Here is a 24,914-nt window from a genome sequence, read left to right as displayed (position 1 = left end):
TGAACTCGCTACGCTGCGCTTCGCTCAGACATCCAGCGCCTCTAATCCCGCGAAAAGCCTCTCCACTCGGCGCGACGACAACGGGGAGGCAGGTCAAGACAACGGCGGTTCCAACGAGATTGCCACTGGATGGAGGCAGGCTATTCCGGCATCTTCGGCACGCTCGGCCTGCGGCCATGGCGTGCCGCGCCCGCGAAGCGGGCGCCGGGGGGCGTAGGATGTGATGAGCGCAGCGAATCGCATCAAGGTTTCGCACGGCGTGGGAGATGGTGCGTTTCGCTGCGCTCAACGGCACCCACGGGGTACCGTTTGTTTTGACCTTCTCCCCCGTATGGAGCCCCTCGCGGAGGGCGTGATGGGCCGGCCAGTTAAGAATGGACACGGGGCGCTGGATGTCTGAGCGGAGCCGCAGGCGTAGCGAGTTCAGCGCCGCCGGCCCAGCGCGTCCGGAGCGAGGTTCCCGGGCGAAATCCGGGTGCGCCTCGAAGGGTACTTTCTTGGGCAAGCAAGAAAGTACCTCGCGGTGCGCTCGCGAGAGAGCGCCTGGCAGGCGGCTCGACGAAGGCACCGTAAACACCAGAGGACGAACCAGGACCAGCCAGAACAAGGCAGGGCGACGGACCGAAGGCCCCGTAAACGACGAGTGACGGGGCAGGGACGTCCGGCGCGAGCCGGAATGGGGATGGTGGGCGGGGCGTGGCGGCGTTAGCCGTGCTTCAGGATCCGTGCCCGCTCGCGTTCCCAGTCCTTGTCCTTCTTGTCGGCGCGCTTGTCGTATTCCTTCTTGCCCTTGGCGAGGCCGATCTCGAGCTTGGCTCGCCCGCGCTTCCAGTACAGAGCCATGGGCACCAGGGTGTAGCCCTTGCGCTCCACCGCGCCGACCAGGCGGTTGATCTCCGCGCGATGCAGCAGCAGCTTGCGCGTGCGGCTGGGATCCGGATTGATATGGGTGGAGGCGGTCGGCAACGGGGTGATGTGGGCCCCGAACAGGAAGGCCTCGCCGTTGCGCAGCAGCACGTAGGCCTCGCTCAGCTGCGCGCGGCCCGCGCGCATTGATTTGACCTCCCAGCCCTCGAGCTCCATCCCCGCCTCCAGGCGGTCCTCGATGAAGAATTCGTGGCGCGCCTTGCGGTTGAGGGCGATGGTGCTGGACGGTTCCTTGGCTTGTTTCTTGTTCTTTCCCATAACCCGGGCAGTGTACTGCAGGCGGGCGGCCGAAGCAGTCGGAATGTCCGGGCGCGCGGGGTGAAAGTTGAGCCGGGCGACCCGCTGCCCCACAATTCCGGCGGACCCGGCGATGCGCTTGCGCGACCGGCCCTGGCCGCTGCCGGGGGCGGCGGCCCGCGGGAGCGCCCCCCGTCTCCGTTCAACAAGGAGCCACCGATGCCAGCCACGACCTCGATCCACGGGCAATGGACGACCCGTCTGGCCTTTATTCTCGCGGCCACGGGTTCGGCCGTTGGCCTGGGCAATATCTGGCGTTTCCCCTATATCGCCGGTGAGAACGGGGGTGGCGCCTTTGTGCTGGTTTATCTCGGCTGCATCCTGTTGATCGGCCTGCCGGTGATGATGGCGGAGATCCTGCTGGGCCGGCGCGGGCGGCAGAGCCCGATCAATACCATGTCGGCCCTGGCGCGCGAGGAGGGCCTGACGCGCGCGTGGGGCATGATCGGCTGGATCGGGGTGCTGGCCGGTTTCCTGATCCTGTCGTTCTACAGCGTGGTCGCGGGCTGGTCGCTGTCGTATGTCTTCAAATCGGGGACCGGCGGCTTTCTCGGGCTGGATGCAGATGGCTCGGAGTCGATGTTCGGCAACATGCTGGCGGACCCGGAGGCCCTGCTGGCCTGGCACACCATCTTCATGGTGATGACGGCGATGGTGGTCGCGCGCGGGGTGCAGTCCGGCCTGGAGAAGGCGGTGACCATTCTGATGCCGCTGCTGTTCGTGATGCTGGTGGTGATGGTCGGCTATGCGATGGTCGAGGGGCAGTTCCTCGCCGGACTGGAGTTCCTGCTGTATCCGGACTTCTCCGCGCTGTCCGCCAACGCGGTTCTGATGGCGATGGGCCAGGCCTTCTTTACGCTCAGCCTGGGCATGGGCGCGATCATGATCTACGGCAGCTATCTGCAGAGCGATGCGTCCATCGCGCGCACCTCCGCGGCGGTGGTCGGGGCGGACACCCTGGTCGCGATCATGGCCGGGCTGGCGATCTTCCCCATCGTGCTCGGGGCCGGGCTGTCGGCCGAGCAGGGGCCGGGGCTGATCTTTGTGACCCTGCCGCTGGCCTTTGCCGACATGCCGGGCGGGCTGTATTTCGGCACCATGTTCTTCGTGTTGCTGGTGTTTGCGGCCTGGACCTCGGCGATCTCCATCATCGAGCCGGCGGTCGCCTTCCTGGTCGAGAACATGGGGCTGACCCGGGTGATGGCGACCGCGATGATCGCCATCGGGGCCTGGTTCCTGGGCATCGGCGCATTGCTGTCGCTGAACGTCTGGTCCGACTACACCCTGTTCGACATGGGCATCCTGGACCTGCTGGATTACGTGACGGCCAACATCCTGCTGCCGCTGGGTGGGTTCCTGATCGCGATCTTCGTGGGCTGGCGCATGACCGAGCGCTCGGTGCAGTCCGAGCTGCGCCTCAAGCACCCGGTCCTGTACCAGGTCTGGTACTTTCTGGTGCGTTTCGTCGCGCCGGTCGCGATCCTGTTTGTGTTCCTGCGCGCCGTGGAGTTGATCTGATGGCCTCGAAGATTCGCCGCTACGCGGACGTGCCCTACAGCCGTGAACAGATGTTCAATCTGGTGAATGACGTAGACGCCTATCCGCAGTTCCTGCCCGGCTGCCGCAGTGCCTCCGCGCGCCCGCGTGGCGAGCACGAGGTGGAGGGCACGATCGAGCTGGCCAAGGGGGCGCTGCACAAGTCGTTCACCACCCGGAACACGCTCAAGCGCCCGGAAAGCATCGACATGCGCCTGGTCTCCGGGCCGTTCCGACGCCTGCACGGGACCTGGAGCTTTACCGAGGTCGAGGGCGGCAAGACCCGCATCGCCCTGGAGCTGGAGTTCGAGTTTGCCAACCGGCTCATGGCCTTTGCGATTGGCCCGGTGTTCACTCAGATTGCCAATTCGCTGGTGGATGCCTTTGTCCAGCGCGCGCGCGAGGTCCACGGTGACGGATAGCCACGTGGCACCGGCCGCAGAGGGCGGCATGATCCGGGTGGAGATTGCCTACGCGCGGCCCGACCGGCAGGTGATCCTGCCGCTGGTGGTGCCCGAGGGCACGACGGTCGATACCGCGCTGCGCCAGTCGGAGATTGAACTGCAGTTTCCCGAGATCGATCTGGACAACGCCAAGGTCGGGATCTTCGGCAAGATCACCCGTAGGGACACCGTGCTGCGCCCACGCGACCGCATCGAGGTTTATCGCCCGCTGATCGCGGATCCGAAGGAGGTGCGGCGCCAGCGTGCCGACAAGGGGCGCAAGAAGAAGCCGGGCAAGGGTGACGCCGGCGCCGCCGACGACAAGCCGAAGGAGGCGCCGGCCGACAACGCGAAGGAGTAGCAGGGGCTTGCGGCGGCGAAATGCCGCCGCGCGCGGGTGTCAGTCGTTGTCTCTGTCGACCGGATGCTCGTCCAGCGCCACCGGCTGCGGGATGTCGGCATCCACATGGCTGACTACGCCGTTGTCGAAATGCACGGTCACTCGCTGGCGTTCGGTGGAGCCGAAGCCTGGACGGCGATAGTAGACGTAGTCCCAGCGGTCATCGGCCCGGAAGGCGGGCTCCAGCTGGGGCGACCCCATCAGGAAGCGGACCTGCTGCGGGGTCATGCCGGGCTGGATCTGGGCCACCTGTACGGGGTCGATCACATTGCCCTGCTGGACATCCAGACGGAACTGGTTGAGGCCGCCGCAGGCGCTCAGCAGGCTTGCGGCCACGGCGATAGAAATGAGAATCTTGATCATCTGAGCGGGCGGTCCTCGGCGTCTGGTGGGCCGTGAACGCGCATGGTACACCAAAGCGTCCCGCCTCTCTCAAGCGGACGGGACCGGGAAAACGGGCAATGGAAACGAGTAATCTCAAGAAGGCCGGGCTCAAGGTCACGCTGCCGCGGATGAAGATCCTCGAGATCCTCGAGAACTCGGAGACCCGTCACCTGACGGCCGAGGCGATCTATCGCGAGCTGCTCGATTCCGGCGAGGAAATCGGTCTGGCCACGGTGTATCGCGTGCTGACGCAGTTCGAGGCGGCCGGGCTGGTTTGCCGCCTGCACCTGGAGGGCAACCAGGCGGTGTTCGAGCTGGAGCGGGGCGGGCACCATGACCATATCGTCTGCAACCAGTGCGGGCGGGTGGAGGAGTTCTTCGACGAGACCATCGAGCGGCGTCAGCGCGAGGTGGCGCAGCACCACGGCTTTTCCATCAAGGACCACGCGCTGGTCCTGTACGGCGACTGCACCGACAGCGCCTGCCCCCACCGCCCCGCCTGACCTCGCGCTTCCCGTAGCCGCTGTCCCAGTCGCGCCACTGCGTCACGCACGGCGTGTGATGCCTGCCCGTTTGCGGGCTATCGTTCGCCCAGGAGTGGCTGGTCCCGGTTCGTCGTTGGGTGTTTAGAGTGGCTTCGGTCCGCATGCTGTCCGGCGCTGACTCGCCAGCGTGCCTCGAAGGGTACTTTCTTGCTTGCCCAAGAAGGTACCCTTCGAGGCACGCCCGGATTTTGCCCGGGAACCTCGCTCCGGGCGCGCTGGGCCGGCGGCGCTGAACTCGCTACGCTGCGCTTCGCTCAGACATCCAGCGCCCCATGTCTATTGTTAACTGGCCGGCCCATCACGCCCTCCGCGAGGGGCTCCATACGGGAGAAGAAGGTCAAAACAGGCGGTATCCCGTAGGGTGCGGTTGAGCGCAGCGAAACGCACCGTTCCCCACGCCGTGCGAAACCCTGATGCGATTCGCTGCGCTCATCCGCATCCTACGCCCCGCCGGCGCCCGCTCTGCGGGCGCGGCACGCCATGGCCAAAGGCCGAGCGTGCCGAAGATGCTCGAAGACCTAGCCATCATCCGCTGGCAAGAACGCTGGGGTAGCAGTTGTTTGGACCTGCCTCCCCGTTGTCGTCGCGCCGAGTGGAGAGGCTTTTCGCGGGATTAGAGGCGCTGGATGTCTGAGCGAAGCGCAGCGTAGCGAGTTCAGCGCCGCCCGCGAAAAGCCTCGGAGCGAGGGAAACCCCGGCCCGCGCAGCGGGCCGGGGTCGCGGCAGTCGGGCGTGTTTCTTGGGCACTTCTTTGCACGAGCAAAGAAGTGCCTCGCGGTGCGCTCGCGAGAGAGCGCGTGGCAGTAAGCGGGCCGAAGCCACTGTAAACACCGGAGGACAAACCATGGCCAGCCACAACCAGGCAAGGCGGCGGACCGAAGCCAGCGTAAACACCAGATGTCGAACCATGACCAGACTCAACCCGGCGGTTGATGGGCCGAGTCCGACCACCGGGGTAGGCGGTCGGGTGAAGCCTCGGTCAGGCGGACGCGTCGAGCCGCGGCGCGAAATGCGCTGGCGCAAAGCCGTCCTGCTGGCGCAGGTAGTCGGCCAGTTGTGCCGCAAAGTCGGTCGGGACCGAGTCCCGCACGGCCGGCATCTCGCGCAGCTGGTCCCAGCGGGCCGCAAGGCGCGGAAAGGCCTCGGTCTCCCAGGGGCTGTCCGGATCCTCCAGCAGCGCATAGCGCATCAGGATCGGGGCCAGGGTGGCATCAATCAGCGAGAAGCCGGGCGCGGCCAGGCGGCCGTCCTGCGTCATCTGCTGTTCCAGGCGCTCCAGCCCGCGTGCGGCAGTGTGGCGCGCCAGCTCGAAGGCATCCTCGGTGGTCGCGGTCATCCAGTGGTACTGGGCAAAGGTCTGTTCCGAGAGGTACTCGATCCAGGCCCGGGTGCGTGCCTGTTCCAGCGGGTCGGTCGGCATCAGCGCGGGCGGGGTAATGGCATCGATATATTCGTTGATCACGGCCGACTCGAACAGCACCGTATCGTGGTCGACGATCAACAGCGGAACCTTGCCCAGGGGCGAGCGTTCGCGGAACCAGTCCGGCGGGTTGGCCAGATCGATCAGGCTCAGCTCGAACGGCGCCTCCTTGTATTTCAGTGTGATCACGCTACGCTGAACGAACGGACAGATGGCGAAACTGATCAGGTGCAGATGCGGCAGATTCATGGTGGTCTTCGGCGTCCGCAGGTGGGGCGGGGCCCCGATCCGGGTCGCCGGTTCCTCGCTATTAAAGGGGGCGCATTGTCTCCCCTCGTGATGTCGCGGGAAAGCCTTGGGCAAGGGTAGCGGCCACAACGGGGCGCCCGGCGCCGGGCTGCGGATCGACAAATGGCTTTGGGCCGCCCGTTTCTACAAGACGCGCGGCCTCGCCAGCGAGGCGGTCGGCGGCGGCAAGGTCCACGTGAACGGCGAGCGCTGCAAGCCGGCGCGTCGGGTGCACACCGGTGATCGCCTGACCATCCACCGCGGCCCGCAGGTCTGGGAGCTGGATGTGGTCCATTTGAGCGATCAGCGACGGCCGGCGCGCGAAGCCCAGGCGCTGTACACCGAGACCGAAGAAAGCCAGGCCCGGCGCGCGGCCGAAAGCGAACGCCGGCGCGCCGAGCGCGCGGTCGCGGACAGCGCCCCCAGCCGGCGCCCGGACAAGCGCGAGCGGCGCAAGATCCGCCGCTTTATTCGCCAGGACGGCAGCGACAGGAGTGAATCCGAGTGAGCAACCCCAAAGGCTCGAGTGGCCCGCCCGTCACACCCCGGCTGGCGGTGGACATGGTCATCCGCCACTCGGCGCAGCCCGGTCGTGTGCTGGTGATCGAGCGCCACAACCCCCCGCACGGCTGGGCCCTGCCGGGCGGCTTCGTCGACGTCGGTGAGTCGACCGAGAATGCCGCGGTACGCGAGGCGCGCGAAGAGACCGGGCTGGAGGTCGAGCTGGAGGCGTTGCTGGGGGTGTATTCCGACCCGCAGCGCGACCCGCGCGGGCACACCGTCAGCGCGGTCTACATCGCGCGGGGCCGGGGCGAGGCCAGGGCCGGGGATGACGCTGCCGACTGCGCCTGGCTGGACCCGGAAGACCCGGGCCAGGTGCTGGTCTTCGACCACCGACGCATCCTCGACGACTATCGGCGCTGGCGCCTGACCGGCGAAACCGCCGCCCCGCGTCCGGTACAAAAAACGGGATGAATCCGGCCAAGCTGTTACCATACGGCGCTTTCGACCACCGATACGGTATCGCGTGACAAAGGCTGACCCCGCAACCCCGTCCCGGCCCGACAGCGAGCTGCCGGAACCGCGCGTCTACGAGCGTGCGGAGCACGGCATCTCGCGCGCGGCGATCGACGACAACGCCCTGAAGGTGCTCTATCGGCTGCGCGAGGCCGGTTATCGTGCCTGCCTGGTGGGCGGCGGCGTGCGCGACCTGCTGCTGGGCCGCGAGCCGAAGGACTTCGATGTCGCCACCGACGCCACCCCCGAGCAGGTGCGTGGCCTGTTCCGCAACTGCCGTCTGATCGGGCGTCGCTTTCGCCTGGCGCATGTGCTGTTTGGACGCGAGATGATCGAGGTGGCGACCTTCCGCGCGCCGCATGACGACGAGTCCGAGGACGAAGGCCAGGTCGCGCTGAGCGAGGAAGGTCGTATCCTGCGCGACAATCGCTACGGCACCATCGAGCAGGATGCGGTGCGCCGCGACTTCACCATCAACGCCCTGTATTACGACATCGAGGATTTCTCGGTGCTGGATTACACCGGTGGGTTCGAGGACCTGCGCGCGGGCGAGCTGCGCCTGATCGGCGACGACGTCGAGACGCGCCTGCGCGAAGACCCCGTGCGCATGCTGCGTGCGGTTCGCTTCGCCGCCAAGCTGGGTCTGACCATCGCGCCGGAGGTCGAGGCCGGCATCCTTGATCTCGCCTCGCTGATGCAGACGGTAGCCCCGGCGCGGCTGTTCGACGAGGTGATCAAGCTGTTCCACAGCGGTGCGGCGGTCACCTGTCTGGACGAGCTGGAACGCCTCGGCCTGTTCGAGCCGATGTTCCCCGAGGCTGCGGCCTGCTTTGCCGATCCGGACGTCGGACCGGAGCGCCGCCAGTTCCTGGTCGAGTCGCTGCTGAATACCGACAAGCGCATCAATGAAGGCCTGGGTGTGAACCCGGCGTTCCTCTACGCGGCCATCCTCTGGGCCCCGGTGCAGGTGGCCGCGGCCAAACGGATCGCGGCCGACGAACAGGAGATTCCGGCCTGGCAGCAGGCGATGGCCGAGGTGCTGGATCGTCAGGTGAAGACGGTGTCCATTCCCAAACGCTTCAGCCTGATCGTGCGCGAGATCTGGGAACTCCAGGCGCGGCTGGAGCGCCATCGTGGTGGCCGTGCGCTGCGCCTGCTGACGCATCCGCGCTTTCGCGCCGGTTATGACTTTCTCTGCCTGCGCGCCCGCGCCGGCGATGCCGACCCCGAGCTGTGTCGCTGGTGGACCGAGATCCAGGAGCTGGACGAGGACGCACAGAAGGCCATGGCGGGTGCCCAGGGCAAGGGTGTTCCCAAAGGGGATGGCAAGGCTGGAGCCAAGAGCAAGTCACGCCGTGGCGGCCGGCGCCGGCGTCGGGGACGCAAGGGCGGCGCCGGCGCGAGCGCCGATGCGGGCGCAAACCCGGAATCGGGGGGTGGCGGCGAATGAGCAGCGAGCCTGCCCGCGGCGTGCACGCGTTCATCGGGATCGGCGCCAACCTGGGTGACCCCGAGACGCAGGTGCGGGACTCCTTTGCCCGGCTGGCGCATGAGTTGCCGCAAACGCGTCTGATCGGGCGCTCGCGGCTGTTCCGTAACCCGCCGATGGGCCCGCAGGACCAGCCCGACTACGTGAACGCCGTGGCCCGTCTGCACACCCGGCTGGAGCCGCTGGACCTGCTGGCGGAGCTGCAGGCCATCGAGTGCGCCTGCGGGCGCGAGCGGGACGGTACCCGCTGGGGGCCGCGCCTGCTGGATCTGGACCTGCTGCTGTTCGGCGAGCAGTCGCTGGATCTGCCGGGGCTGAAGGTGCCGCACGCCGGGATCGCCGAGCGCGACTTCGTGATCCTGCCGCTGCTGGAGCTGGCGCCGTCGCTGCAGATCCCGGGAGTGGGGTCGCTGGATCGGCTGGCGCAGCGCTTCGACGGTGCGAGCCTGATCCCGATCGCGGAACCGCAGGAGGCCGTGGCGACTGCGGAGGGACGCGGATGAGCCTTGCTGATTTCGATTTCATCGCGGTAGAGGGACCGATTGGGGTCGGCAAGTCCAGCCTGGCCAAGCGCCTGGCCGAGCACCTGCAGGCGGAGGGCATCTTCGAGGCCCCGGACGAGAACCCTTTCCTGGATCGCTTCTATCAGGAGCCGGACAAGCACGCCCTGGCGACCCAGCTGCACTTTCTGGTGCAGCGCGTGCGCCAGCTGACGCCGCTGGCGCAGAAGGGCCTGTTCGAGCAGCGCCATGTGTCCGACTACCTGATGGACAAGGACCCGCTGTTCGCCGAGTTGAACCTGCATCCGGATGAGCTGGAGATCTACCGCGAGATGTTCCGCCATCTGCGCGGGGGGCTGCCGCGCCCGGACCTGGTGGTCTACCTGCAGGCGCCGGTGGAGGTGCTGCAGGAGCGCATCCGCCGCCGGGCGCGACCGTACGAACGTCACATCGAGGCCGGTTATCTGGAGCGCTTGAACGCGGCCTATGCGGAATTCTTCTATCATTTCGAAGGACCGGCGCTCGTGATTGTGAACGCCACCGAGATCGACTGGGTGAACAACCCGGCCGACTTTGACCAGCTGGTGCAGTTCCTGGAGCCGATCCAGGGCGGGCGGCACTACTTCAACCCGTTGCCGATCTCGCTTTGAGGCTGGCAAGCCGGACTGCCCGGGAGGCATGAGCATGCGTCCGATTACCGTGAATACCCTGGCCCAGCGCAAGCATGCGGGTGAACCCATCGCTTGCCTCACGGCCTATGATGCAGCCTTCGCCGGGTTGCTGGATCGCTGTGGGGTCGACGTGATCCTGGTCGGCGATTCCCTGGGCATGGTGGTCCAGGGGCATGCGACCACCCTGCCAGTGACGCTGGAGGACATGGTCTACCATGTAGCCAACGTGGCCCGCGGCAGTGAGAACGCGCTGATCATGGCCGACATCCCGTTCCTTGGCGATGTCGATCCCGCTACCGCGCTGATCCAGTCCGGGGCGCTCCTGCGCGCCGGGGCTCACATGGTCAAGGTGGAATGCGGCGCGATGGAGGTCCCCGTGGTCGAGCGCCTGGTCGCCGCCGGGATTCCCGTCTGTGCCCATCTGGGCCTGACCCCGCAGGCGGTGCACCGTCTCGGCGGGCACCGCGTGCAGGGGCGCGACCCGAAGGCGGCGGCGGAGCTGGAATCCCTGGCCGCCCAGCTGGAGAACGCCGGGGCCCAGGCCCTGCTGCTGGAGGGTATCCCCGAAAGCCTGGCCGATGTCATCGTGCGCAGTGCAGGGGTCCCGGTGATCGGGATTGGCGCCAGCCCGCGTTGCGATGGTCAAGTGCTTGTCTTGACCGACGTGATCGGCCTGACGCCCGAGCCGCCGCGCTTCGCGCGCGATTTCCTTGCCGAGGGCGGTTCCCTGGAGGGCGCCGTCCGCGGATACTGTGATGCGGTGCGGGCGCGAGCCTTCCCCGAATCCGGCGTGCATACCTTCAGTTAACTGCGTTTCCCAAAGGATGGATCCTGGCCCATGAGAATCCTGCGTGATCGGCCGCAACTGGTGGCCATGCATCGAGAGTGGTCCCGCAAGGGGCGCGGTACCGTGGCGCTGGTGCCCACGATGGGCAACCTCCACGAGGGCCATATGACCGTGATCCGGCATGCCCGGGCGCGGGCCCAGCGGGTGGTGGTGTCGATCTTCGTCAATCCACTGCAATTCGACCGCGCCGAGGATCTGGAGCGCTATCCGCGCACCCTCGACGAGGACGCCCGGCTGGCGACGAATGCCGGTGTGGACGCCTTGTTCTGTCCCAGTGAAGAGGACATGTACCCTGCCGACGGCCTGCCCCCGGTGCAGGTCGTGGTGCCGGTGCTTTCCGAGATCCTGGAGGGTGCCTATCGCCAGGGGCACTTTGAGGGCGTGGCCACCGTGGTGACCAAGCTGTTCAACCTGGTGCGCCCGGATCTGGCCCTGTTCGGCGAGAAGGATTACCAGCAGTTCAAGTTGATCGAGCGCATGGTGCAGGGGCTCGACATCCCCACCCGGGTGGAGGCAGTCCCGACCGTGCGCGAGCCGGATGGCCTGGCCTTCAGTTCACGCAACAGCCAGCTGTCGGAAGAGGCGCGGGCCGTGGCACCCGAGCTCAAGCGGGTGCTGGACGAGGTGGCGACCGTCTGCCGCACGGCCACCAAAGTCGACGCCGACCGCATCGCCGAGGTGGAGGCCCGCGCCAGCGATCGTCTGCGCGAGGCCGGCTTCGAGCCCGAATACCTCTCCATCCGCCGTGCGGAAGATCTGATGGCGCCGGCAACCGATGTGCCCCTGGCCGAGCAGGACCTGGTGGTCCTGGCCGCCGTCTGGCTGGAAGGCGTCCGCCTGATCGACAACGTCCGCACCCGTACCGACTGACGCTGCTTGTTTCGGCTACCCCGAAGTACACGAAGAAATTCAAGAGTCATCCACAGAAGACGGGCAGGTTAAAGGGTGAGGGTGGTGCTGCAGGGCGCTGACAATCGGTAACGTTCTTGCGGGCCCCCGAACGCCGGGTCCATTCCTTTTTTGCCACTCGTTCTGTCTTCCAGCCTGCCTGTAAGTCGCCCTCGAATTTCTCCGTGTCTTCGCGCGCTTCACGGTGAAAAACCATCGACTCGAGAAGGCGCGTTTGCCGTATCCGCCGGGATCGCGGATAATTTTCCGCCCTTCCGAGGTTCAAGCCGGGAATTCGCCGTATGTTTGTCACTATGCTGAAAGGCAAGCTGCATCAGGGCCGGGTCACGCATTGCGAGCTGGAATACGAGGGCTCCTGTGCCATCGACACGCGCCTGCTGGACGCCGCCGGCATCCTGCCGTTCGAGCAGATCCAGATCTACAACGTCGACAACGGCGAGCGCTTTACCACCTACGCGATCGAGGGCGAGGCCGGCTCCGGGATCATTTCGGTCAACGGCGCGGCCGCACACAAGGCCGCCGTGGGCCATCGCGTGATCATCTGTGCCTATGGCCAGATGGAGGCCGCCGAGGCCCGAGAATTCACGCCCGACCTGGTCTATCTCGACGCCGGCAACCGCATCGTGCGCACCGGTAACGGCATTCCGGTCCAGGCCGCTTAAGAACACTCTCCTTCGCGCGCGCCTCCCGCAGTTGTCGGGCCGGGGCTGCGCCGCTATCCTCGACGCCCATGAATCTCCACGAATTCCAGGCCAAGGCGCGCTTTCGCGACGCCGGTATCCCCGTCCCCGAAGGTCAGGTGATCGACGCCGCCGAGCAGGTCTCCGGGGCCTGGCAGGCGCTGGGTGCCGAGCGCGCGCTGGTCAAGGCCCAGGTGCACTCGGGCGGTCGCGGCAAGGCCGGTGGCGTGGTCATGGCGGATTCCGCCGATGCTGCGCGCGAGGCGGCGGAAAAGCTGCTGGGTTCGCGCCTGGTGACCGGCCAGAGCGGCCCCGACGGACTGCCAGTGGACCAGCTTCTGCTGGAGCCGGCGGCGGACATCGCCCGCGAGTTCTATTTCGCGATGCTGGTGGATCGTTCGCGCGAGCGCCTGGCGCTGGTGGTCTCCGCCGAGGGCGGCATGGACATCGAGACCCTGGCGGCGGAGCGCCCCGAGGCCGTGGTGACCTTGCCGATCCATCCGGCCACCGGCGTGATGCCCTTCCACGGCCGCCGCGTCGCCGCCACCCTGGGTCTGTCCGGCGACGCGGCGAAGGCGATGGCGCAGCTGGTGACCAATGCCCATGCCCTGTTCCAGCAGCTCGACGCGCAGCTCCTCGAGATCAACCCGCTGGTGCTGACCCATGAGGATCAGCTGCTGGCGATCGACGCCAAACTGACCATCGACGACTCCGCCGCCTACCGCCAGAAGGCGCTGTTCGCGGAGCGTGACGTGCGCCAGCGCGACCCTGCCGAGGAGCAGGCACACGAGCACGACCTCAACTACATCCGCCTAGACGGCTCGATCGGCTGCATGGTCAACGGCGCCGGGCTGGCAATGGCGACCATGGACCTGATCCAGCACCACGGCGGCTCGCCGGCCAACTTCCTCGATGTCGGCGGCGGTACGACGGTGGAGCGGGTCACCGCAGCGTTCAAGCTGATCCTGTCGGACCCATCGGTGAAGGCGGTGCTGGTGAATATCTTTGGCGGCATCGTGCGCTGCGACCTGATCGCCGAGGGCATTATCGCCGCGATTCGCGAGATCCAGGTGCAGGTGCCGGTGGTGGTGCGCCTGGAGGGCACCAACGCCGAGCAGGGCCGCGCCGCGCTGGCCAACTCCGGCCTGGACGTGATCCCGGCCGCCGATCTGGACGCGGCGGCGCGCGCCGTGGTGGAGGCCGTGGCATGAGCATCCTCGTCGACCGCGACACCAAGGTGATCTGCCAGGGCTTCACCGGCAAGCAGGGCAGTTTTCACTCGGAGCAGGCCATCGCCTACGGCACGCGCCTGGTCGGGGGCGTGACCCCGGGCAAGGGCGGCCAGGCCCACCTGGATCGGCCGGTGTTCGATACCGTCGCCGATGCGGTGGCGCAGACCGGCGCCACGGTCAGCATGATCTACGTCCCGGCCCCGTTCGCGGCCGACGCGATCTGCGAGGCGGCGGATGCCGGGATCGAACTGGCCGTTTGCATCACCGAGGGCATCCCGGTCCAGGACATGGTGCGGGTCAAGCAGGTACTGGCCGGCAGCCCCACGCGCCTGATCGGCCCGAATTGCCCGGGCATCATCACCCCGGAGGCCTGCAAGGTCGGGATCATGCCCGGCTATATCCACAGCCGCGGGCGCATCGGCATCATCTCGCGCTCGGGCACCCTGACCTACGAGGCGGTCAAGCAGACCTCGGACCTCGGGCTTGGTCAGAGCACCTGCGTGGGCATCGGCGGTGACCCGATCCAGGGCCTCGACTTTGTCGACTGCCTGCGCCTGTTCCGCGATGACCCGGAGACCGACGGCGTGCTGATGGTGGGCGAGATCGGCGGTGATGCCGAGGAACGCGCCGCACGTTACATCGCGGACGAATTCGACAAGCCGGTAGCCGCCTATATTGCCGGCGCCACGGCGCCCCCGGGGCGGCGCATGGGTCATGCCGGCGCGATCATCGCCGGTGGCCAGGGTACCGCGGAGCAGAAGATGACGGCCCTGCGCGAGGCCGGCGCGACCGTGGCGGAGAGCCCGGCCGAGCTGGGCGCCGCGATGCAGTCCGCGCTCGCCCGCGCCTGAGTCGCCGATGACCCCTGACCAGCCTCTGCGTCTGGCCCTGGCCCAGATCAATCCGGTCGTGGGCGGGCTGGACGACAATCGCCACCAAATCCTCGAGGCCATCGAGCAGGCCCGTGCCGGTGGCGCCCGCGCGGTGGTTTTCCCCGAACTCGCGGTCACCGGCTATCCCCCCGAGGATCTACTGCTGCGCCCGGCCTTCCTGCTGGGCGTGGAGCGCGCGGTGGTGGCGATCACCAAGGCGGCGCGGGATATCGACGTGATCCTGGGTGCCCCGGTGCGCAGCGACGCCGGCCTGATCAACGCGGCCCTGTGGCTGCGCGACGGGGCCTGTATCGCGCGCTACGCCAAGCAGGTCCTGCCCAACTATTCGGTCTTCGACGAGCAGCGCTATTTCGTTGCTGGCGATGCCCCCTGCGTGGTCGAGCTGGATGGCTGGCAGATCGGGCTGACCGTCTGCGAGGACATCTGGCAGCCGGGTCCGGCCGCCAGGGCGCAGGCTGCCGGGGCCGAGCTCCTGCTGAATCTCAACGCCTCGCCCTACCACCGCGGCAAGGCCGAGGAACGCCTGCAGGTGGTCGGGGCGCGGGTGGCCGAGACCGGCTGCCCGGTGGTCTACGTGAACCAGGTGGGCGGGCAGGACGAACTGGTGTTCGACGGCCGCTCGTTCGTGCACGACCCGGTCAACGGGGCCCGCGCCGTGCTGCCCGCCTGGGCCACCGGCCAGGGCCAGGTAGAGGCAAGTCGCAGTGCGCAGGGGCCGGTCCTGCGGTCCCGCGACGAGCACATGCATCTGTCCGCCTGCGGCATGCTTCCGACCCTGACCGACCCCGGCCCGGAACCGGACGAGGCGGACGCCCGTGACCTCTATCAGGCGCTGATGATCGGCATCCGCGACTACGTGAGCAAGAACGGCTTCCCGGGGGTATTGCTGGGCCTGTCTGGCGGCATCGACTCCGGTCTGACTGCGGCCTTGGCGGCGGATGCGCTGGGCCCGGCGGCGGTGACCGCGGTGATGATGCCCTATCGTTACACCGCCTCGATGAGCATCGAGGATGCGGAGGAGCAGGCGCGGCTTCTGGGTCTCGAATACCACGAGATCGCCATCGAGCCGATGGTGGAGAGCTTCATGGCCGGGCTCGGGGATGCCCTGGCGGCGTATCCGGCCGGGGCGGGAGACGTGACCGAACAGAACCTGCAGGCGCGCGCCCGCGGCGTGCTGTTGATGGCGCTGTCCAACCGCAGCGGCAAGCTGCTGTTGGCCACCGGCAACAAGTCCGAGATGGCGGTGGGCTATTCCACGCTGTACGGCGACATGAATGGCGGTTTCGCGCCACTGAAGGACGTCTCCAAGCAGTGGGTGTACCGCCTGGCACGCTGGCGCAACACGTGCGGCGCGGCGATCCCGCCACGGGTGATCGAGCGCCCGCCCAGCGCCGAGCTGGCGCCGGACCAGCAGGATGCCGACTCGCTGCCCCCATACGATGTGCTGGACGCGATCCTCGAGGCCTTCGTCGAGCAGGAGCAGTCGGTCGCCGAGATCGTCGCCCAGGGCTTCGACCGCCCCACGGTGGAGCGCATCGCGCGCATGGTGTTCATCGCCGAGTACAAGCGCCGCCAGGCCGCGCCGGGGGTGCGGGTCAGCCCGCGCGCCTTCGGCCGCGACCGGCGCTACCCGATTACCTCGGGGTATCGTCCGGATTGAGCGATACGCGACGCCGGACGCGCGCACCGTCATTGCGAGGAGGCGAAGCCGACGTGGCAACCTCCGTCCGGAACCACCGATGTCCGCCTTGGCCGGCATCGGGGCCACCCATGGAGATCGCCACGGCGCTGCGCGCCTCGCGATGACGGTGCTTCCCGGTCGCGTCATTGCGAGGCCCCGCAGGGGCCGTCGCACAAAAGCAGCGAAGCTGCGTTGAACGGCCGCAGGCCGGCCCGAAGGGCGAGCGTAGCGAGTAACCTCCGTCCGGAACCACCGGATCCCGGCGCTCTGCCAGCTTCAGGAGGTTGCCGCGGCCCCTGCGGGGCCTCGCAATGGCGGGGGCCTCGGACCGCGCCGGGGCGGATCGGCCAGCGCAGCGCCGGGGGTTTGATACACTTCCGGGTGTGAGACAAGCGCCCGCGCAGCGGGCTCAACCAAAGGGATTCGCATGAAGAAGATCGAGGCGATCATCAAGCCGTTCAAGCTGGAAGATGTCCGCGAGGCCCTGACCGAGATGGGCATTGCCGGCATGACCGCGACCGAGGTTCAGGGCTTCGGGCGCCAGAAGGGCCATACGGAACTCTACCGGGGCGCGGAATATGTGGTCGACTTCCTGCCCAAGGTGAAGCTGGAACTGGTGGTGGACGACGACCGTGTCGATCCCTGCATCGACGCGATCGTGAAGGCCTCGCGCACCGGCAAGATCGGGGACGGCAAGATCTTCGTGTCCGACATGTCGCGCGTGGTCCGCATCCGCACCGGCGAAGAGGGCAGCGAGGCCCTCTAGCAGGGCGGAGTTACAGGCACCCTCATTGCGAGGAGGCGAAGCCGACGCGGCACAAAAGCAGCGAAGCTGCGTTGAACGGCCGCAGGCCGGCCCGAAGGGCGAGCGTAGCGAGTAACCTCCGTCCGAAACCACCGGATCCCGGCGCTCTGCCAGCTTCAGGAGTTTGCTTCGTCGCTGCGCTCCTCGCAATGACGGTGCCGCCCCCGAAGTGGTGCGGGGCGCCGGCCGGGGGATGGCTTTACGGTTGCGCCGCTTTCCCCGCTTAGTTCGTCAGGAAGGGGATGCGGTCCATCACGCGCCACAGGCCGCGGCGTTCCTCGCCTTCCAGTTCCACCGGTTCGCCGGCGCGCACGGCGACGGCGGCATCCGGGTAGTTCAGTTCCAGCACCGTCATGGTGTTCTCGGCGTGGTCTTCCAGGCCGAGTTCGGTGTAGGCGCGGTGCAGCACGGCCAGGGCCTTCGGCATCACCTCGGCCCCGGGATAGGTGGCCACCACGTTGCGCGCGCGCTGGGCCGCGGCGACCCAGGCGGTACGTTCCATGTAAAACTCCGCCACGCGCAGCTCGTAGGCGGCCAGTGCATTGCGGATGTAGAGCATGCGCTGGTAGGAGTCCGGGGCGTAGCGGCTGTCCGGGAATTCGCGGATCAGGCGGTCGAAGTCCTGGAACGCCTGGTCAAAGGGCTCCGGGTCCATCTCGGCCGGGTCGCGCGGGAACAGGTTGGCGAGGAAGCCCTGCTGGCGGTTGAAGTTGATCAGCCCGCGCAGGTAGTACGCATAATCGAGGTTCGGATGCCGCGGGTTCAGCTGCACGAAGCGGTCCACGGCCGCCAGGGCGGGTTCCGGCTCGCCGGCCTTGTAGTAGGCATAGGGAATCTCGATCTGCGCCTGCTGGGCGTAGCGCCCGAACGGGTAGCGCGCCTCGAGTTTTTCGTAGTATTCGACGGCCTGATCGTAATTGCCCTCGTTCAGGGCGTTCTTGGCCTCGCCGTAGAGCTGACTGGCGGACCAGCCGAGCGTGGGGTCTTCGCGCCCGGCGCAGCCGGCGACCACGAGCGCCACGAACAGAACGACGAGCAGGCGCGACAGGTGCGGGACAGAAATCACGGCGAGGCCTCACAGATGAACCAAAGTCCAAGGATTCTACAACATCAAGCCCCGGTGGCGACGAGCGGGAGGCTGCGCAATGAGTGAACCGCGTGAGGCCCATCTGCCGGGGGAGTCGGCCGGGCAGCGCCTGGATGCCGCGCTGGCGCAGCTGTTCCCCGAGTATTCGCGCAGCCAGTTGACCCAGTGGCTGAAGGAGGGCGCGCTGCGGGTGGACGGCGCCTCGCCGCGCCCGCGCACGCCGGTTCGAGGGGGTGAGCGGGTGGAACTGATCGCGCCGGACGCCCCGGTGCTGGCGGCGCAGCCCGAGGCCATAGCGCTGGATGTCCTGTACGAGGATGCGGCGGTGCTGGTGATCAACAAGCCGGCCGGGCTGGTGGCCCACCCGGCAGCCGGGCATCGCGACGGCACACTGGTCAATGCCCTGCTGCACCATGCCCCGGAACTGGCGCAGTTGCCGCGCGCGGGCGTGGTCCACCGCCTCGACAAGGACACCACCGGATTGATGGTGGTCGCGTGTACCCCGGAGGCGCAGACCGCCCTGGTGCGCCAGTTGCAGGCGCGCAGCGTGCACCGTGAGTACCGCGCGCTGGTCCAGGGGCGGGTGATCAGCGGTGCCACTATCGAGGAGCCGATCGGGCGCCACCCGGTGGATCGCAAGCGCCAGGCGGTGACCGGCGGTGGCAAACCCGCGGTCACGCATTACCGCGTGGCCGAGCGCTTCCCCTCCCATACCCTGCTGAATGTGCGCCTGGAGACTGGCCGCACCCACCAGATCCGCGTACACATGGCGCATATCCGCCACCCGATCGTGGGCGACCTGACCTACGGCGGGCGCCCGCGGCCGGTCAAGGGCATGGGTGAGGCGGCCAAGGCCACGGTGGCGGCCTTCAAGCGTCAGGCCCTGCATGCGGCGCGCCTGGAGTTCGAGCACCCGACCAGCGGCGAACCCTGCGCGTTCGAGGCCCCGCTACCGGAGGACTTCGCGGGCCTGCTTGCAGCCCTGCGCGCCGATGCCCGGGAGACCGGTGATGCCTGAGACCCTGCCCCTGCTGGCGCCGTCCCCCGGCGAACTGCCGGCCGGCGTGCGCGCGGTCCAGACCACGCGGCTGGGCGGCGTCAGTACCGGGCCCTGGGCCGCGCTGAACCTGGCGCTGCACACTGGCGATGAACCGGAGCATGTGGCGGAGAATCGGCGTCGGCTGGAACAGTCTTTGGGGCTGGCCGCGCCGATCACCTGGCCGCGCCAGGTCCACGGCACCGGCGTGACCAACGCCGACACCCTGCACGCGGCGCTGGAGGCCGGCGACGCGGCCGAGGCCGATGCGGTGGTCAGCAATCAGGCCGGGGTTGTCTGTGCGGTGCAGACCGCCGACTGCCTGCCGGTGGTGCTGGCGACCGCCGATGGCGCGGCGGTGGGGGTGGCGCATGCCGGCTGGCGCGGGCTGGCCGACGGGGTGCTGGAGGCCAGCGTGGAGGCCCTGAAGACGCTGCGCCCGGGGATGCCGATCCAGGCCTGGATGGGGGCGGCCATTGGCCCCGCGGCCTTCGAGGTGGGACCCGAGGTCCGCGAAGCCTTTGTCGCGCACGACCCGGAGGCCGTTGCCGCGTTCTGCCCCGGCGCCGAGGGCCGCCTGCTGGCGGATCTCTACCTGCTGGCCCGGCAGCGCCTGCAGCGGGCCGGGGTGGCGCAGGTCGCCGGTGGCGGACGCTGCACCTTCAGCGAGGCGGATACCTTCTTTTCCTACCGCCGCGATGGCGAGACCGGTCGCATGGGCACGCTCGTCTGGGTCGATCCCGGCCACCTGCGATAACCCCGGCGCTCGGTCCGGCGCGAGGGTTGCCCATGGAGATCGCCGCGTCGCTGCGCGCCTCGCGATGACGGTGCTTTTCCCTGCCCCCGTCATGGCGAGGCCCCGCAGGGGCCGTGGCAACCTCCGCGCGCAGCCCCGACGTTCGTTCGTGACGGTGATGGCGTTTGTCTGATGCGGGCGGTTGCGTCCGTCTATCCTTGAAGGTCGGGGGATTGTCCCCATCATTGGTGTCAGTTCACCCAGATTTGACCGAGGGGTTTCCCAATGCGAATGGATCGCCTGACGACCAAGTTCCAGTCCGCCATCGCGGACGCACAATCGCTCGCGGTAGGCCGCGACCACCAGTTCATCGAACCGGCCCACCTCCTGCTGGCCTTGCTGGACCAGGAGGGCGGCACCATCCGCCACGTGCTCGACCGCGCCGGCGCCAACGTGCGCCAGCTGCGCTCCGCGCTGGGCGAGGCGCTGGACCGCCTGCCCAGGGTGGAGGGTGCCGCGGGCGAGGTGCATGTCTCCAATGACCTGGGGCGCATGCTGAATGTCTGCGACAAGCTTGCCCAGGAACGCAAGGACCAGTACATCCCCAGCGAGCTGTTCCTGCTCGCGGCGATCGCCGAGAAGGCCGGTGTGGGCGAGATGCTGCGCAACGCCGGCGCCAACAAGGACTCCCTGGAGAAGGCCGTGGAAGACATGCGCGGCGGTGCCCAGGTGGACGACCCGAACGCCGAGGAGAACCGCCAGGCGCTGGACAAGTACACCATCGACCTCACCGAGCGCGCCGAGCAGGGCAAGCTCGATCCGGTGATCGGGCGTGACGAGGAGATTCGCCGTTCGATCCAGGTCCTGCAGCGGCGCACCAAGAACAACCCGGTGCTGATCGGCGAGCCCGGGGTCGGCAAGACCGCGATTGTCGAGGGCCTGGCCCAGCGCATCATCAACGGCGAGGTGCCCGAGGGCCTGAAGGACAAGCGCGTGCTTGCGCTGGATCTGGGCGCCTTGCTGGCCGGGGCCAAGTACCGCGGCGATTTCGAAGAGCGGCTGAAGTCCGTGCTCAAGGAGCTCTCGCAGGAAGAGGGTCGCGTGATCCTGTTCATCGACGAGATCCATACCCTGGTGGGCGCCGGCAAGGCCGAGGGCGCAATGGACGCCGGCAACATGCTCAAGCCGGCGCTGGCGCGCGGCGAGCTGCACTGCATCGGCGCGACCACGCTGGACGAGTACCGCCAGAACATCGAGAAGGACGCCGCGCTGGAACGCCGTTTCCAGAAGGTGGTGGTCGACGAGCCCACGCTGGAAGACACCATCGCTATCCTGCGCGGTCTGAAGGAGCGCTACGAGGTCCACCACGGGATCGAGATCACCGACCCGGCGATCGTCGCCGCGGCGCAGCTGTCGCAGCGTTACATCACCGATCGCCAGTTGCCGGACAAGGCGATCGACCTGATCGACGAGGCCAGCTCGCGGATCCGCATGGAGATCGATTCCAAGCCCGAGGTCATGGATCGCCTGGAACGGCGCCTGATTCAGCTGAAGATCGAACGCGAGGCCCTGAAGAAGGAATCCGACGACGCCTCGAAGAAGCGGCTGGATACCCTGGAGGGCGAGATCGATCGCCTGGGGCGCGAGCTCTCCGATCTGGAAGAGGTGTGGAAGTCCGAGAAGGCCTCGGTCTCCGGCGCCGCGCAATTGAAGGAAGAGCTCGAGCGCGCACGTACCGAGCTGGAGACCGCCCGCCGTGCCGGCGACCTGTCGCGCATGTCCGAGTTGCAGTACGGGCGCATCCCGGATCTGGAGAAGTCCCTCGCCATGGCCCACGAGATGGAGAGCCAGGAGACCCAGTTGCTGCGCACCAAGGTGACCGACGAGGAGGTCGCCGAGGTGGTTGCGCGCTGGACCGGCATCCCGGTCTCCAAGATGCTGGAGGGCGAGAAGGACAAGCTGCTGCGCATGGAAGAGGCCGTGGGTGATCGCGTGGTCGGCCAGACGGAAGCCGTGCGCGCGGTGGCCAACGCCATCCGCCGTTCGCGGGCGGGCCTGTCCGATCCGAACCGGCCGAATGGCTCGTTCTTGTTCCTCGGCCCGACCGGGGTCGGCAAGACGGAGCTGACCAAGGCGCTGGCGTCATTCCTGTTCGACACCGAAGAGTCCATGGTGCGCATCGACATGTCCGAGTTCATGGAGAAGCACTCGGTGGCGCGGTTGATCGGGGCGCCCCCGGGCTATGTCGGCTACGAGGAGGGCGGCTACCTGACCGAGGCCGTGCGCCGCAAGCCGTACTCCGTGATCCTGCTGGACGAGGTCGAGAAGGCGCATCCGGATGTCTTCAACGTGCTGCTGCAGGTGCTGGATGATGGTCGTCTGACGGACGGTCATGGGCGCACCGTGGACTTCCGCAACACGGTGATCGTGATGACTTCCAACCTCGGCTCGCAGCAGATCCAGGAGATGGCCGGCGAGGCGAACTACGACGCAATGAAGGCCGCGGTGATGGAGATCGTCGGGCAGCACTTCCGCCCCGAGTTCATCAACCGCGTGGATGACGTGGTGGTGTTCCACCCGCTGGAGCGCGAGCAGATCCGGGCGATTGCCGGCATCCAGCTGCAGTTCCTGCGCAAGCGTCTGGAGGAGCGCGATCTGGGGCTCACCATCACCGACGCCGCGCTCGATCACCTGGGCGCCGCCGGTTTCGACCCGGTGTACGGCGCGCGTCCACTCAAGCGGGCCATCCAGACGCAGATGGAAAACCCGCTGGCGCAGTCGTTGCTGTCCGGCGAATTCGGCCCCGGCGATACCATCGAGGTGGACCTGGCTGGCGACCAGCTTGCCTTTACCCGGGCTGCCGCTGCCGCCTGACCGGGCTGTCGCTGTTCCGATCCAACAAGGCCCGCCCCGTGCGGGCCTTTTTTGGGTCCGGGAGCAGCAGAGCGGGCGAAGGGGCTGGCGGCCGCATCCGGCGGTGGTGATTGGACGGTGACGGGGTCAGTCGTCGTGGCTGGCGTGGGCGTCCACCGGTTCCTCGAACGCGATGAACAGGATGCAGTCCTCGTCCGATGTGCAATGGGTGGTATGTGCCAGCCGGGCCGGTCCGTAGGCATAGGTGCCGGGTCGGAGCACGACCGGATCCTGGTCGTCGTAGTCGACCTGCATCTCGCCGCTGACGAGCACCATGCGTTCGGCGCTGGTGTGCCAGTGGTGGGGCGCGGTGCTGTTGCCGGGGAGGAGGAAGAAGACGTCGGCATTGGGCTGCGCCGGGTCACCTTGCAGCACGGCGAGCCGGCAGCCATCCGGCATGAAGTCCGGGCACGGGCCCCATTCGAGATCGGGGGAATCGGGTTCGTGGATGAAGGCCGGGCCCTGGTCCGCCGTCGCGACCGTCCAGGCGGCGACCAGCGCGAGGGCGGCGGCGGCCGAGGCAAGGCGGGGTATGGCCCCGGGGGGCGGGATATCGTGTTTGAACATGGTGCACCTCCTGTGGGTCGGCTTTACCCGGCACGCTCCGGGGGGAGCGTGTCGTGGTGTGGCTGACCGGGCGGGTGTCCGTCCGGAGCGGCTTTTGCCTGTGAGTCTGGCTGGTTCACGTGGGGGTGACTTCCAAGATCTTGCGGCAGGGGGGCGGATGTTGCGGTGGGTGGGCACCGGGCAGCGCCACGATTGCCGGCTCGCTACACTCGGGGTCTGGGAGCTATCGGATAGGGATGTTCGGAATGGGTGTGTTGCGGGTGTGTGCGGTCCTGGCGGTGGTGTTGGGGCTGGTGGGGTGTTCGCTGCTGGATGCGCGCGAGCAGCTGGCGCGGATGGGCGGGGCCTGTGTGATCAGCGGTACGGTAGGATCGAACGAAGGGGCGGATGAGTCGGAACGGACCGGGCCCTATGTGGTGGCGGTGTTCCGCGAGCCGGTCGCCGGCGCCGTTGTGCCCGAACCGGTGGACCACGTGGTGAGCGCGCGCGGCGGGAGCTGGTTCTTTGCCCTGGAGCCTGGTCGTTACAGCGTGCTGGCCTTCCGCGACGAGGATGGTGATCGCGCGCATCCGGCCGGCGCACCGGTCCAGCACGTCGCGGGCGGCGATTCGCTGGATTGTGGTCCTGGCGGTCGGCTGACCGGGATCGATATCCGCGTGAACGGGAATGATCGCCTGGCGCACGCCATTCGCCTGCCGGATACACGGGGTCCCGGGGACGGCGCGGCGCCGCTGAGCCTGGGTCGGGTGACGGTCTACGGCGAGATCGCCCATCTGGAGGATCCGCGTTTCGCGAACGAGGTGGCGCGGGGCAGCCAGTGGCGCCCTCTGGATTTCGTGCTGGCGGGGTATGCCGGGGTGTACTTTCTTGAGCCATACGATCCCGCTCGGACGCCCGTGCTGTTCGTGCACGGGATGAACGGCTCGCCGCGGGATTTCGCTGGGCTGCTGGAGGGGCTTGACCGAGAACGTTACCAGCCGTGGTTCTACTATTACGCCTCCGGGCTGCCGCTGCAGTCGGCCGCGGCGCACCTGGCACAGGTGGTCGAGGAGCTGGAGGTACGCCACGGCGTCGAGTCACTGCCGGTGGTGGCACACAGCATGGGGGGGCTGATCGCGCGCGGCTTCCTGAACGAGCGCGCCCGGCGCGAGGCGGCGGCGACCGTGCCGGCGATGATCACCCTGTCCACTCCCTGGGCCGGACACGAACGCGCCCAGCGGGGTGTTGATCGTTCGCCGGTGGTCATTCCGGTATGGCGCGACATGGCCCCGGGCAGCGATTACCTGGAAGGCCTGTTCGCGGATGCCAACACGGAGGTGACCGAGCTGCACCTGCTGTTTGGCTACCAGCGCGGGGAGGGAGGTGCGCGCGCCACTGCGGACGGGGTGGTCACTCTCGCCAGCATGCTGCACCCGCCCGCGCAGCGCGAGGCGGCCTCGGTCTTCGGGGTGGCGACCACGCATGCCGGTATCCTGTCGCACCCACTGGTGCTGGAACGGGTGGAAGGGCTGCTGTCCGGCGTGCAGGCCGAGTGAGGCCCTGGCGACCCGGTTGCACCGCGACGGCGCAGCGGGATCGGCGTAGTCTGAAAGGATGACTGCCGCCCGGATC

At 67.9% G+C, this 24,914-nt stretch carries 25 protein-coding genes and 1 pseudogene; 20 read left to right on the top strand and 6 right to left on the bottom strand.

The features are described from left to right. Window positions 1-705: 705 nt before the first annotated feature. On the bottom strand, window positions 706-1,185 hold the full coding sequence (smpB, locus tag D579_RS0111680; protein ID WP_018168069.1) for an SsrA-binding protein SmpB: 480 nt from the start codon (window positions 1,183-1,185) through the stop codon (window positions 706-708). A 198-nt stretch (window positions 1,186-1,383) separates the two neighbouring features. Between smpB and D579_RS0111675 the strand changes: the two genes are divergently transcribed. From D579_RS0111675 to D579_RS0111665, 3 genes are read left to right on the top strand one after another with little or no spacing between them, the layout of a single operon-like run. Next, window positions 1,384-2,742 (top strand): sodium-dependent transporter, encoded by a 1,359-nt coding sequence (locus D579_RS0111675; protein WP_018952119.1) that lies wholly within the window; start codon window positions 1,384-1,386, stop codon window positions 2,740-2,742. Next, the gene (locus tag D579_RS0111670) at window positions 2,742-3,182 is read left to right on the top strand and encodes a type II toxin-antitoxin system RatA family toxin (protein ID WP_018145393.1); all 441 of its coding nucleotides are present in this window, start codon (window positions 2,742-2,744) and stop codon (window positions 3,180-3,182) included. Before D579_RS0111675 ends, D579_RS0111670 begins: the two co-directional genes overlap by 1 nt. A gap of 28 nt (window positions 3,183-3,210) precedes the next feature. Further along, the gene (locus D579_RS0111665) at window positions 3,211-3,564 is read left to right on the top strand and encodes an RnfH family protein (RefSeq protein WP_018145394.1); all 354 of its coding nucleotides are present in this window, start codon (window positions 3,211-3,213) and stop codon (window positions 3,562-3,564) included. A 39-nt stretch (window positions 3,565-3,603) separates the two neighbouring features. Here the strand turns inward: D579_RS0111665 and D579_RS0111660 are convergent, their stop codons facing one another. Beyond that, window positions 3,604-3,966 (bottom strand): outer membrane protein assembly factor BamE, encoded by a 363-nt coding sequence (locus D579_RS0111660; RefSeq protein WP_018145395.1) that lies wholly within the window; start codon window positions 3,964-3,966, stop codon window positions 3,604-3,606. Between the two features lie 98 nt (window positions 3,967-4,064). Between D579_RS0111660 and fur the strand changes: the two genes are divergently transcribed. Beyond that, window positions 4,065-4,490 carry a ferric iron uptake transcriptional regulator gene (gene fur, locus D579_RS0111655; protein ID WP_018952118.1) on the top strand — a complete coding sequence of 142 codons (426 nt, stop codon included), beginning with the start codon at window positions 4,065-4,067 and terminating at the stop codon, window positions 4,488-4,490. Between the two features lie 296 nt (window positions 4,491-4,786). Here the strand turns inward: fur and D579_RS15475 are convergent. Further along, window positions 4,787-5,061 (bottom strand): annotated as a pseudogene (locus D579_RS15475) (hypothetical protein). Window positions 5,062-5,511: 450 nt separating this feature from the next. Further along, entirely contained in the window at window positions 5,512-6,201 is a 690-nt protein-coding gene (locus D579_RS0111650; protein ID WP_018952117.1) for a glutathione S-transferase family protein, read from the bottom strand. 106 nt (window positions 6,202-6,307) lie between these two features. Between D579_RS0111650 and D579_RS0111645 the strand changes: the two genes are divergently transcribed. The 12 genes from D579_RS0111645 to D579_RS0111590 all read left to right on the top strand — a co-directional run bounded on the left by D579_RS0111645 (window position 6,308) and on the right by D579_RS0111590 (window position 16,925). After that, window positions 6,308-6,748: an RNA-binding S4 domain-containing protein gene (locus tag D579_RS0111645; RefSeq protein WP_018938995.1), complete on the top strand. Its 441-nt coding sequence runs from the start codon at window positions 6,308-6,310 to the stop codon at window positions 6,746-6,748. Continuing rightward, window positions 6,745-7,215 carry an NUDIX hydrolase gene (locus D579_RS0111640; RefSeq protein ID WP_018952116.1) on the top strand — a complete coding sequence of 157 codons (471 nt, stop codon included), beginning with the start codon at window positions 6,745-6,747 and terminating at the stop codon, window positions 7,213-7,215. Before D579_RS0111645 ends, D579_RS0111640 begins: the two co-directional genes overlap by 4 nt. A gap of 52 nt (window positions 7,216-7,267) precedes the next feature. Beyond that, a complete protein-coding gene (gene pcnB, locus D579_RS0111635) occupies window positions 7,268-8,707 on the top strand; it encodes a polynucleotide adenylyltransferase PcnB (protein WP_018168075.1) in 1,440 nt (479 codons plus the stop codon). Further along, on the top strand, window positions 8,704-9,249 hold the full coding sequence (folK, locus tag D579_RS0111630; RefSeq protein ID WP_018168076.1) for a 2-amino-4-hydroxy-6-hydroxymethyldihydropteridine diphosphokinase: 546 nt from the start codon (window positions 8,704-8,706) through the stop codon (window positions 9,247-9,249). The genes pcnB and folK overlap by 4 nt, the downstream gene beginning before the upstream one ends. Beyond that, entirely contained in the window at window positions 9,246-9,896 is a 651-nt protein-coding gene (locus D579_RS0111625) for a deoxynucleoside kinase (protein WP_018144144.1), read from the top strand. Before folK ends, D579_RS0111625 begins: the two co-directional genes overlap by 4 nt. 34 nt (window positions 9,897-9,930) lie before the next feature. Then, window positions 9,931-10,725, top strand: coding sequence for a 3-methyl-2-oxobutanoate hydroxymethyltransferase (gene panB / locus D579_RS0111620; protein WP_018952115.1), 795 nt, complete (start codon window positions 9,931-9,933; stop codon window positions 10,723-10,725). 30 nt (window positions 10,726-10,755) lie between these two features. After that, window positions 10,756-11,634, top strand: a complete 879-nt coding sequence (gene panC, locus D579_RS0111615; RefSeq protein ID WP_018952114.1) for a pantoate--beta-alanine ligase — start codon at window positions 10,756-10,758, stop codon at window positions 11,632-11,634. A gap of 320 nt (window positions 11,635-11,954) precedes the next feature. Beyond that, window positions 11,955-12,335 carry an aspartate 1-decarboxylase gene (gene panD / locus D579_RS0111610; protein ID WP_018144141.1) on the top strand — a complete coding sequence of 127 codons (381 nt, stop codon included), beginning with the start codon at window positions 11,955-11,957 and terminating at the stop codon, window positions 12,333-12,335. Window positions 12,336-12,403: 68 nt separating this feature from the next. After that, window positions 12,404-13,564 (top strand): ADP-forming succinate--CoA ligase subunit beta, encoded by a 1,161-nt coding sequence (gene sucC, locus D579_RS0111605; RefSeq protein WP_018952113.1) that lies wholly within the window; start codon window positions 12,404-12,406, stop codon window positions 13,562-13,564. Continuing rightward, the gene (gene sucD / locus D579_RS0111600; protein ID WP_018952112.1) at window positions 13,561-14,436 is read left to right on the top strand and encodes a succinate--CoA ligase subunit alpha; all 876 of its coding nucleotides are present in this window, start codon (window positions 13,561-13,563) and stop codon (window positions 14,434-14,436) included. The genes sucC and sucD overlap by 4 nt, the downstream gene beginning before the upstream one ends. Before the next feature lie 7 nt (window positions 14,437-14,443). Next, window positions 14,444-16,138 (top strand): NAD+ synthase, encoded by a 1,695-nt coding sequence (locus tag D579_RS0111595; protein ID WP_018952111.1) that lies wholly within the window; start codon window positions 14,444-14,446, stop codon window positions 16,136-16,138. 448 nt (window positions 16,139-16,586) lie between these two features. Next, window positions 16,587-16,925: a P-II family nitrogen regulator gene (locus D579_RS0111590; RefSeq protein WP_017940393.1), complete on the top strand. Its 339-nt coding sequence runs from the start codon at window positions 16,587-16,589 to the stop codon at window positions 16,923-16,925. Window positions 16,926-17,187: 262 nt separating this feature from the next. Here D579_RS0111590 and D579_RS0111585 read toward each other — a convergent pair whose 3' ends face one another. After that, complete coding sequence (locus D579_RS0111585) at window positions 17,188-18,030, bottom strand: outer membrane protein assembly factor BamD (RefSeq protein WP_018144137.1); 843 nt, start codon at window positions 18,028-18,030, stop codon at window positions 17,188-17,190. Between the two features lie 79 nt (window positions 18,031-18,109). On the opposite strand from D579_RS0111585, the gene rluD reads away from it, so the two are divergent. From rluD to clpB, 3 genes are all read left to right on the top strand, one after another. After that, the gene (gene rluD / locus D579_RS0111580; protein WP_018952110.1) at window positions 18,110-19,069 is read left to right on the top strand and encodes a 23S rRNA pseudouridine(1911/1915/1917) synthase RluD; all 960 of its coding nucleotides are present in this window, start codon (window positions 18,110-18,112) and stop codon (window positions 19,067-19,069) included. Beyond that, the gene (pgeF, locus tag D579_RS0111575) at window positions 19,062-19,844 is read left to right on the top strand and encodes a peptidoglycan editing factor PgeF (protein ID WP_018952109.1); all 783 of its coding nucleotides are present in this window, start codon (window positions 19,062-19,064) and stop codon (window positions 19,842-19,844) included. Before rluD ends, pgeF begins: the two co-directional genes overlap by 8 nt. Before the next feature lie 270 nt (window positions 19,845-20,114). After that, window positions 20,115-22,697, top strand: coding sequence for an ATP-dependent chaperone ClpB (gene clpB, locus D579_RS0111570; protein WP_018175810.1), 2,583 nt, complete (start codon window positions 20,115-20,117; stop codon window positions 22,695-22,697). Between the two features lie 126 nt (window positions 22,698-22,823). Here the strand turns inward: clpB and D579_RS0111565 are convergent, their stop codons facing one another. Beyond that, on the bottom strand, window positions 22,824-23,303 hold the full coding sequence (locus D579_RS0111565) for a cupin domain-containing protein (protein WP_018144133.1): 480 nt from the start codon (window positions 23,301-23,303) through the stop codon (window positions 22,824-22,826). A gap of 245 nt (window positions 23,304-23,548) precedes the next feature. Here D579_RS0111565 and D579_RS0111560 point away from each other — a divergent pair, with 245 nt between their 5' ends. Next, window positions 23,549-24,838 (top strand): alpha/beta hydrolase, encoded by a 1,290-nt coding sequence (locus D579_RS0111560; RefSeq protein WP_018952108.1) that lies wholly within the window; start codon window positions 23,549-23,551, stop codon window positions 24,836-24,838. Window positions 24,839-24,914: the final 76 nt, after the last annotated feature.

Source organism: Thioalkalivibrio sp. AKL12 (assembly GCF_000377925.1).
GTDB lineage: Bacteria > Pseudomonadota > Gammaproteobacteria > Ectothiorhodospirales > Ectothiorhodospiraceae > Thioalkalivibrio > Thioalkalivibrio versutus.
The sequence above is the reverse complement of the archived record's forward strand: the minus strand, read 5'-3'. Positions and strand labels throughout refer to the sequence as shown.

What these genes read in the sequence shown, in the direction of transcription:
- D579_RS0111590 (WP_017940393.1), top strand. Translation starts at nt 16,587, where the DNA reads ATGAAGAAGATCGAGGCGATCATCAAGCCGTTCAAGCTGGAAGATGTC.
- D579_RS0111625 (WP_018144144.1), top strand. Translation starts at nt 9,246, where the DNA reads ATGAGCCTTGCTGATTTCGATTTCATCGCGGTAGAGGGACCGATTGGG.
- panB (WP_018952115.1), top strand. Translation starts at nt 9,931, where the DNA reads ATGCGTCCGATTACCGTGAATACCCTGGCCCAGCGCAAGCATGCGGGT.
- D579_RS0111595 (WP_018952111.1), top strand. Translation starts at nt 14,444, where the DNA reads ATGACCCCTGACCAGCCTCTGCGTCTGGCCCTGGCCCAGATCAATCCG.
- fur (WP_018952118.1), top strand. Translation starts at nt 4,065, where the DNA reads ATGGAAACGAGTAATCTCAAGAAGGCCGGGCTCAAGGTCACGCTGCCG.
- pgeF (WP_018952109.1), top strand. Translation starts at nt 19,062, where the DNA reads ATGCCTGAGACCCTGCCCCTGCTGGCGCCGTCCCCCGGCGAACTGCCG.
- D579_RS0111560 (WP_018952108.1), top strand. Translation starts at nt 23,549, where the DNA reads ATGGGTGTGTTGCGGGTGTGTGCGGTCCTGGCGGTGGTGTTGGGGCTG.
- D579_RS0111665 (WP_018145394.1), top strand. Translation starts at nt 3,211, where the DNA reads ATGATCCGGGTGGAGATTGCCTACGCGCGGCCCGACCGGCAGGTGATC.
- D579_RS0111670 (WP_018145393.1), top strand. Translation starts at nt 2,742, where the DNA reads ATGGCCTCGAAGATTCGCCGCTACGCGGACGTGCCCTACAGCCGTGAA.
- folK (WP_018168076.1), top strand. Translation starts at nt 8,704, where the DNA reads ATGAGCAGCGAGCCTGCCCGCGGCGTGCACGCGTTCATCGGGATCGGC.
- panC (WP_018952114.1), top strand. Translation starts at nt 10,756, where the DNA reads ATGAGAATCCTGCGTGATCGGCCGCAACTGGTGGCCATGCATCGAGAG.
- smpB (WP_018168069.1), bottom strand. Translation starts at nt 1,185, where the DNA reads ATGGGAAAGAACAAGAAACAAGCCAAGGAACCGTCCAGCACCATCGCC.
- D579_RS0111675 (WP_018952119.1), top strand. Translation starts at nt 1,384, where the DNA reads ATGCCAGCCACGACCTCGATCCACGGGCAATGGACGACCCGTCTGGCC.
- D579_RS0111660 (WP_018145395.1), bottom strand. Translation starts at nt 3,966, where the DNA reads ATGATCAAGATTCTCATTTCTATCGCCGTGGCCGCAAGCCTGCTGAGC.
- sucC (WP_018952113.1), top strand. Translation starts at nt 12,404, where the DNA reads ATGAATCTCCACGAATTCCAGGCCAAGGCGCGCTTTCGCGACGCCGGT.
- sucD (WP_018952112.1), top strand. Translation starts at nt 13,561, where the DNA reads ATGAGCATCCTCGTCGACCGCGACACCAAGGTGATCTGCCAGGGCTTC.
- D579_RS0111650 (WP_018952117.1), bottom strand. Translation starts at nt 6,201, where the DNA reads ATGAATCTGCCGCATCTGCACCTGATCAGTTTCGCCATCTGTCCGTTC.
- D579_RS0111565 (WP_018144133.1), bottom strand. Translation starts at nt 23,303, where the DNA reads ATGTTCAAACACGATATCCCGCCCCCCGGGGCCATACCCCGCCTTGCC.
- clpB (WP_018175810.1), top strand. Translation starts at nt 20,115, where the DNA reads ATGGATCGCCTGACGACCAAGTTCCAGTCCGCCATCGCGGACGCACAA.
- panD (WP_018144141.1), top strand. Translation starts at nt 11,955, where the DNA reads ATGTTTGTCACTATGCTGAAAGGCAAGCTGCATCAGGGCCGGGTCACG.
- rluD (WP_018952110.1), top strand. Translation starts at nt 18,110, where the DNA reads ATGAGTGAACCGCGTGAGGCCCATCTGCCGGGGGAGTCGGCCGGGCAG.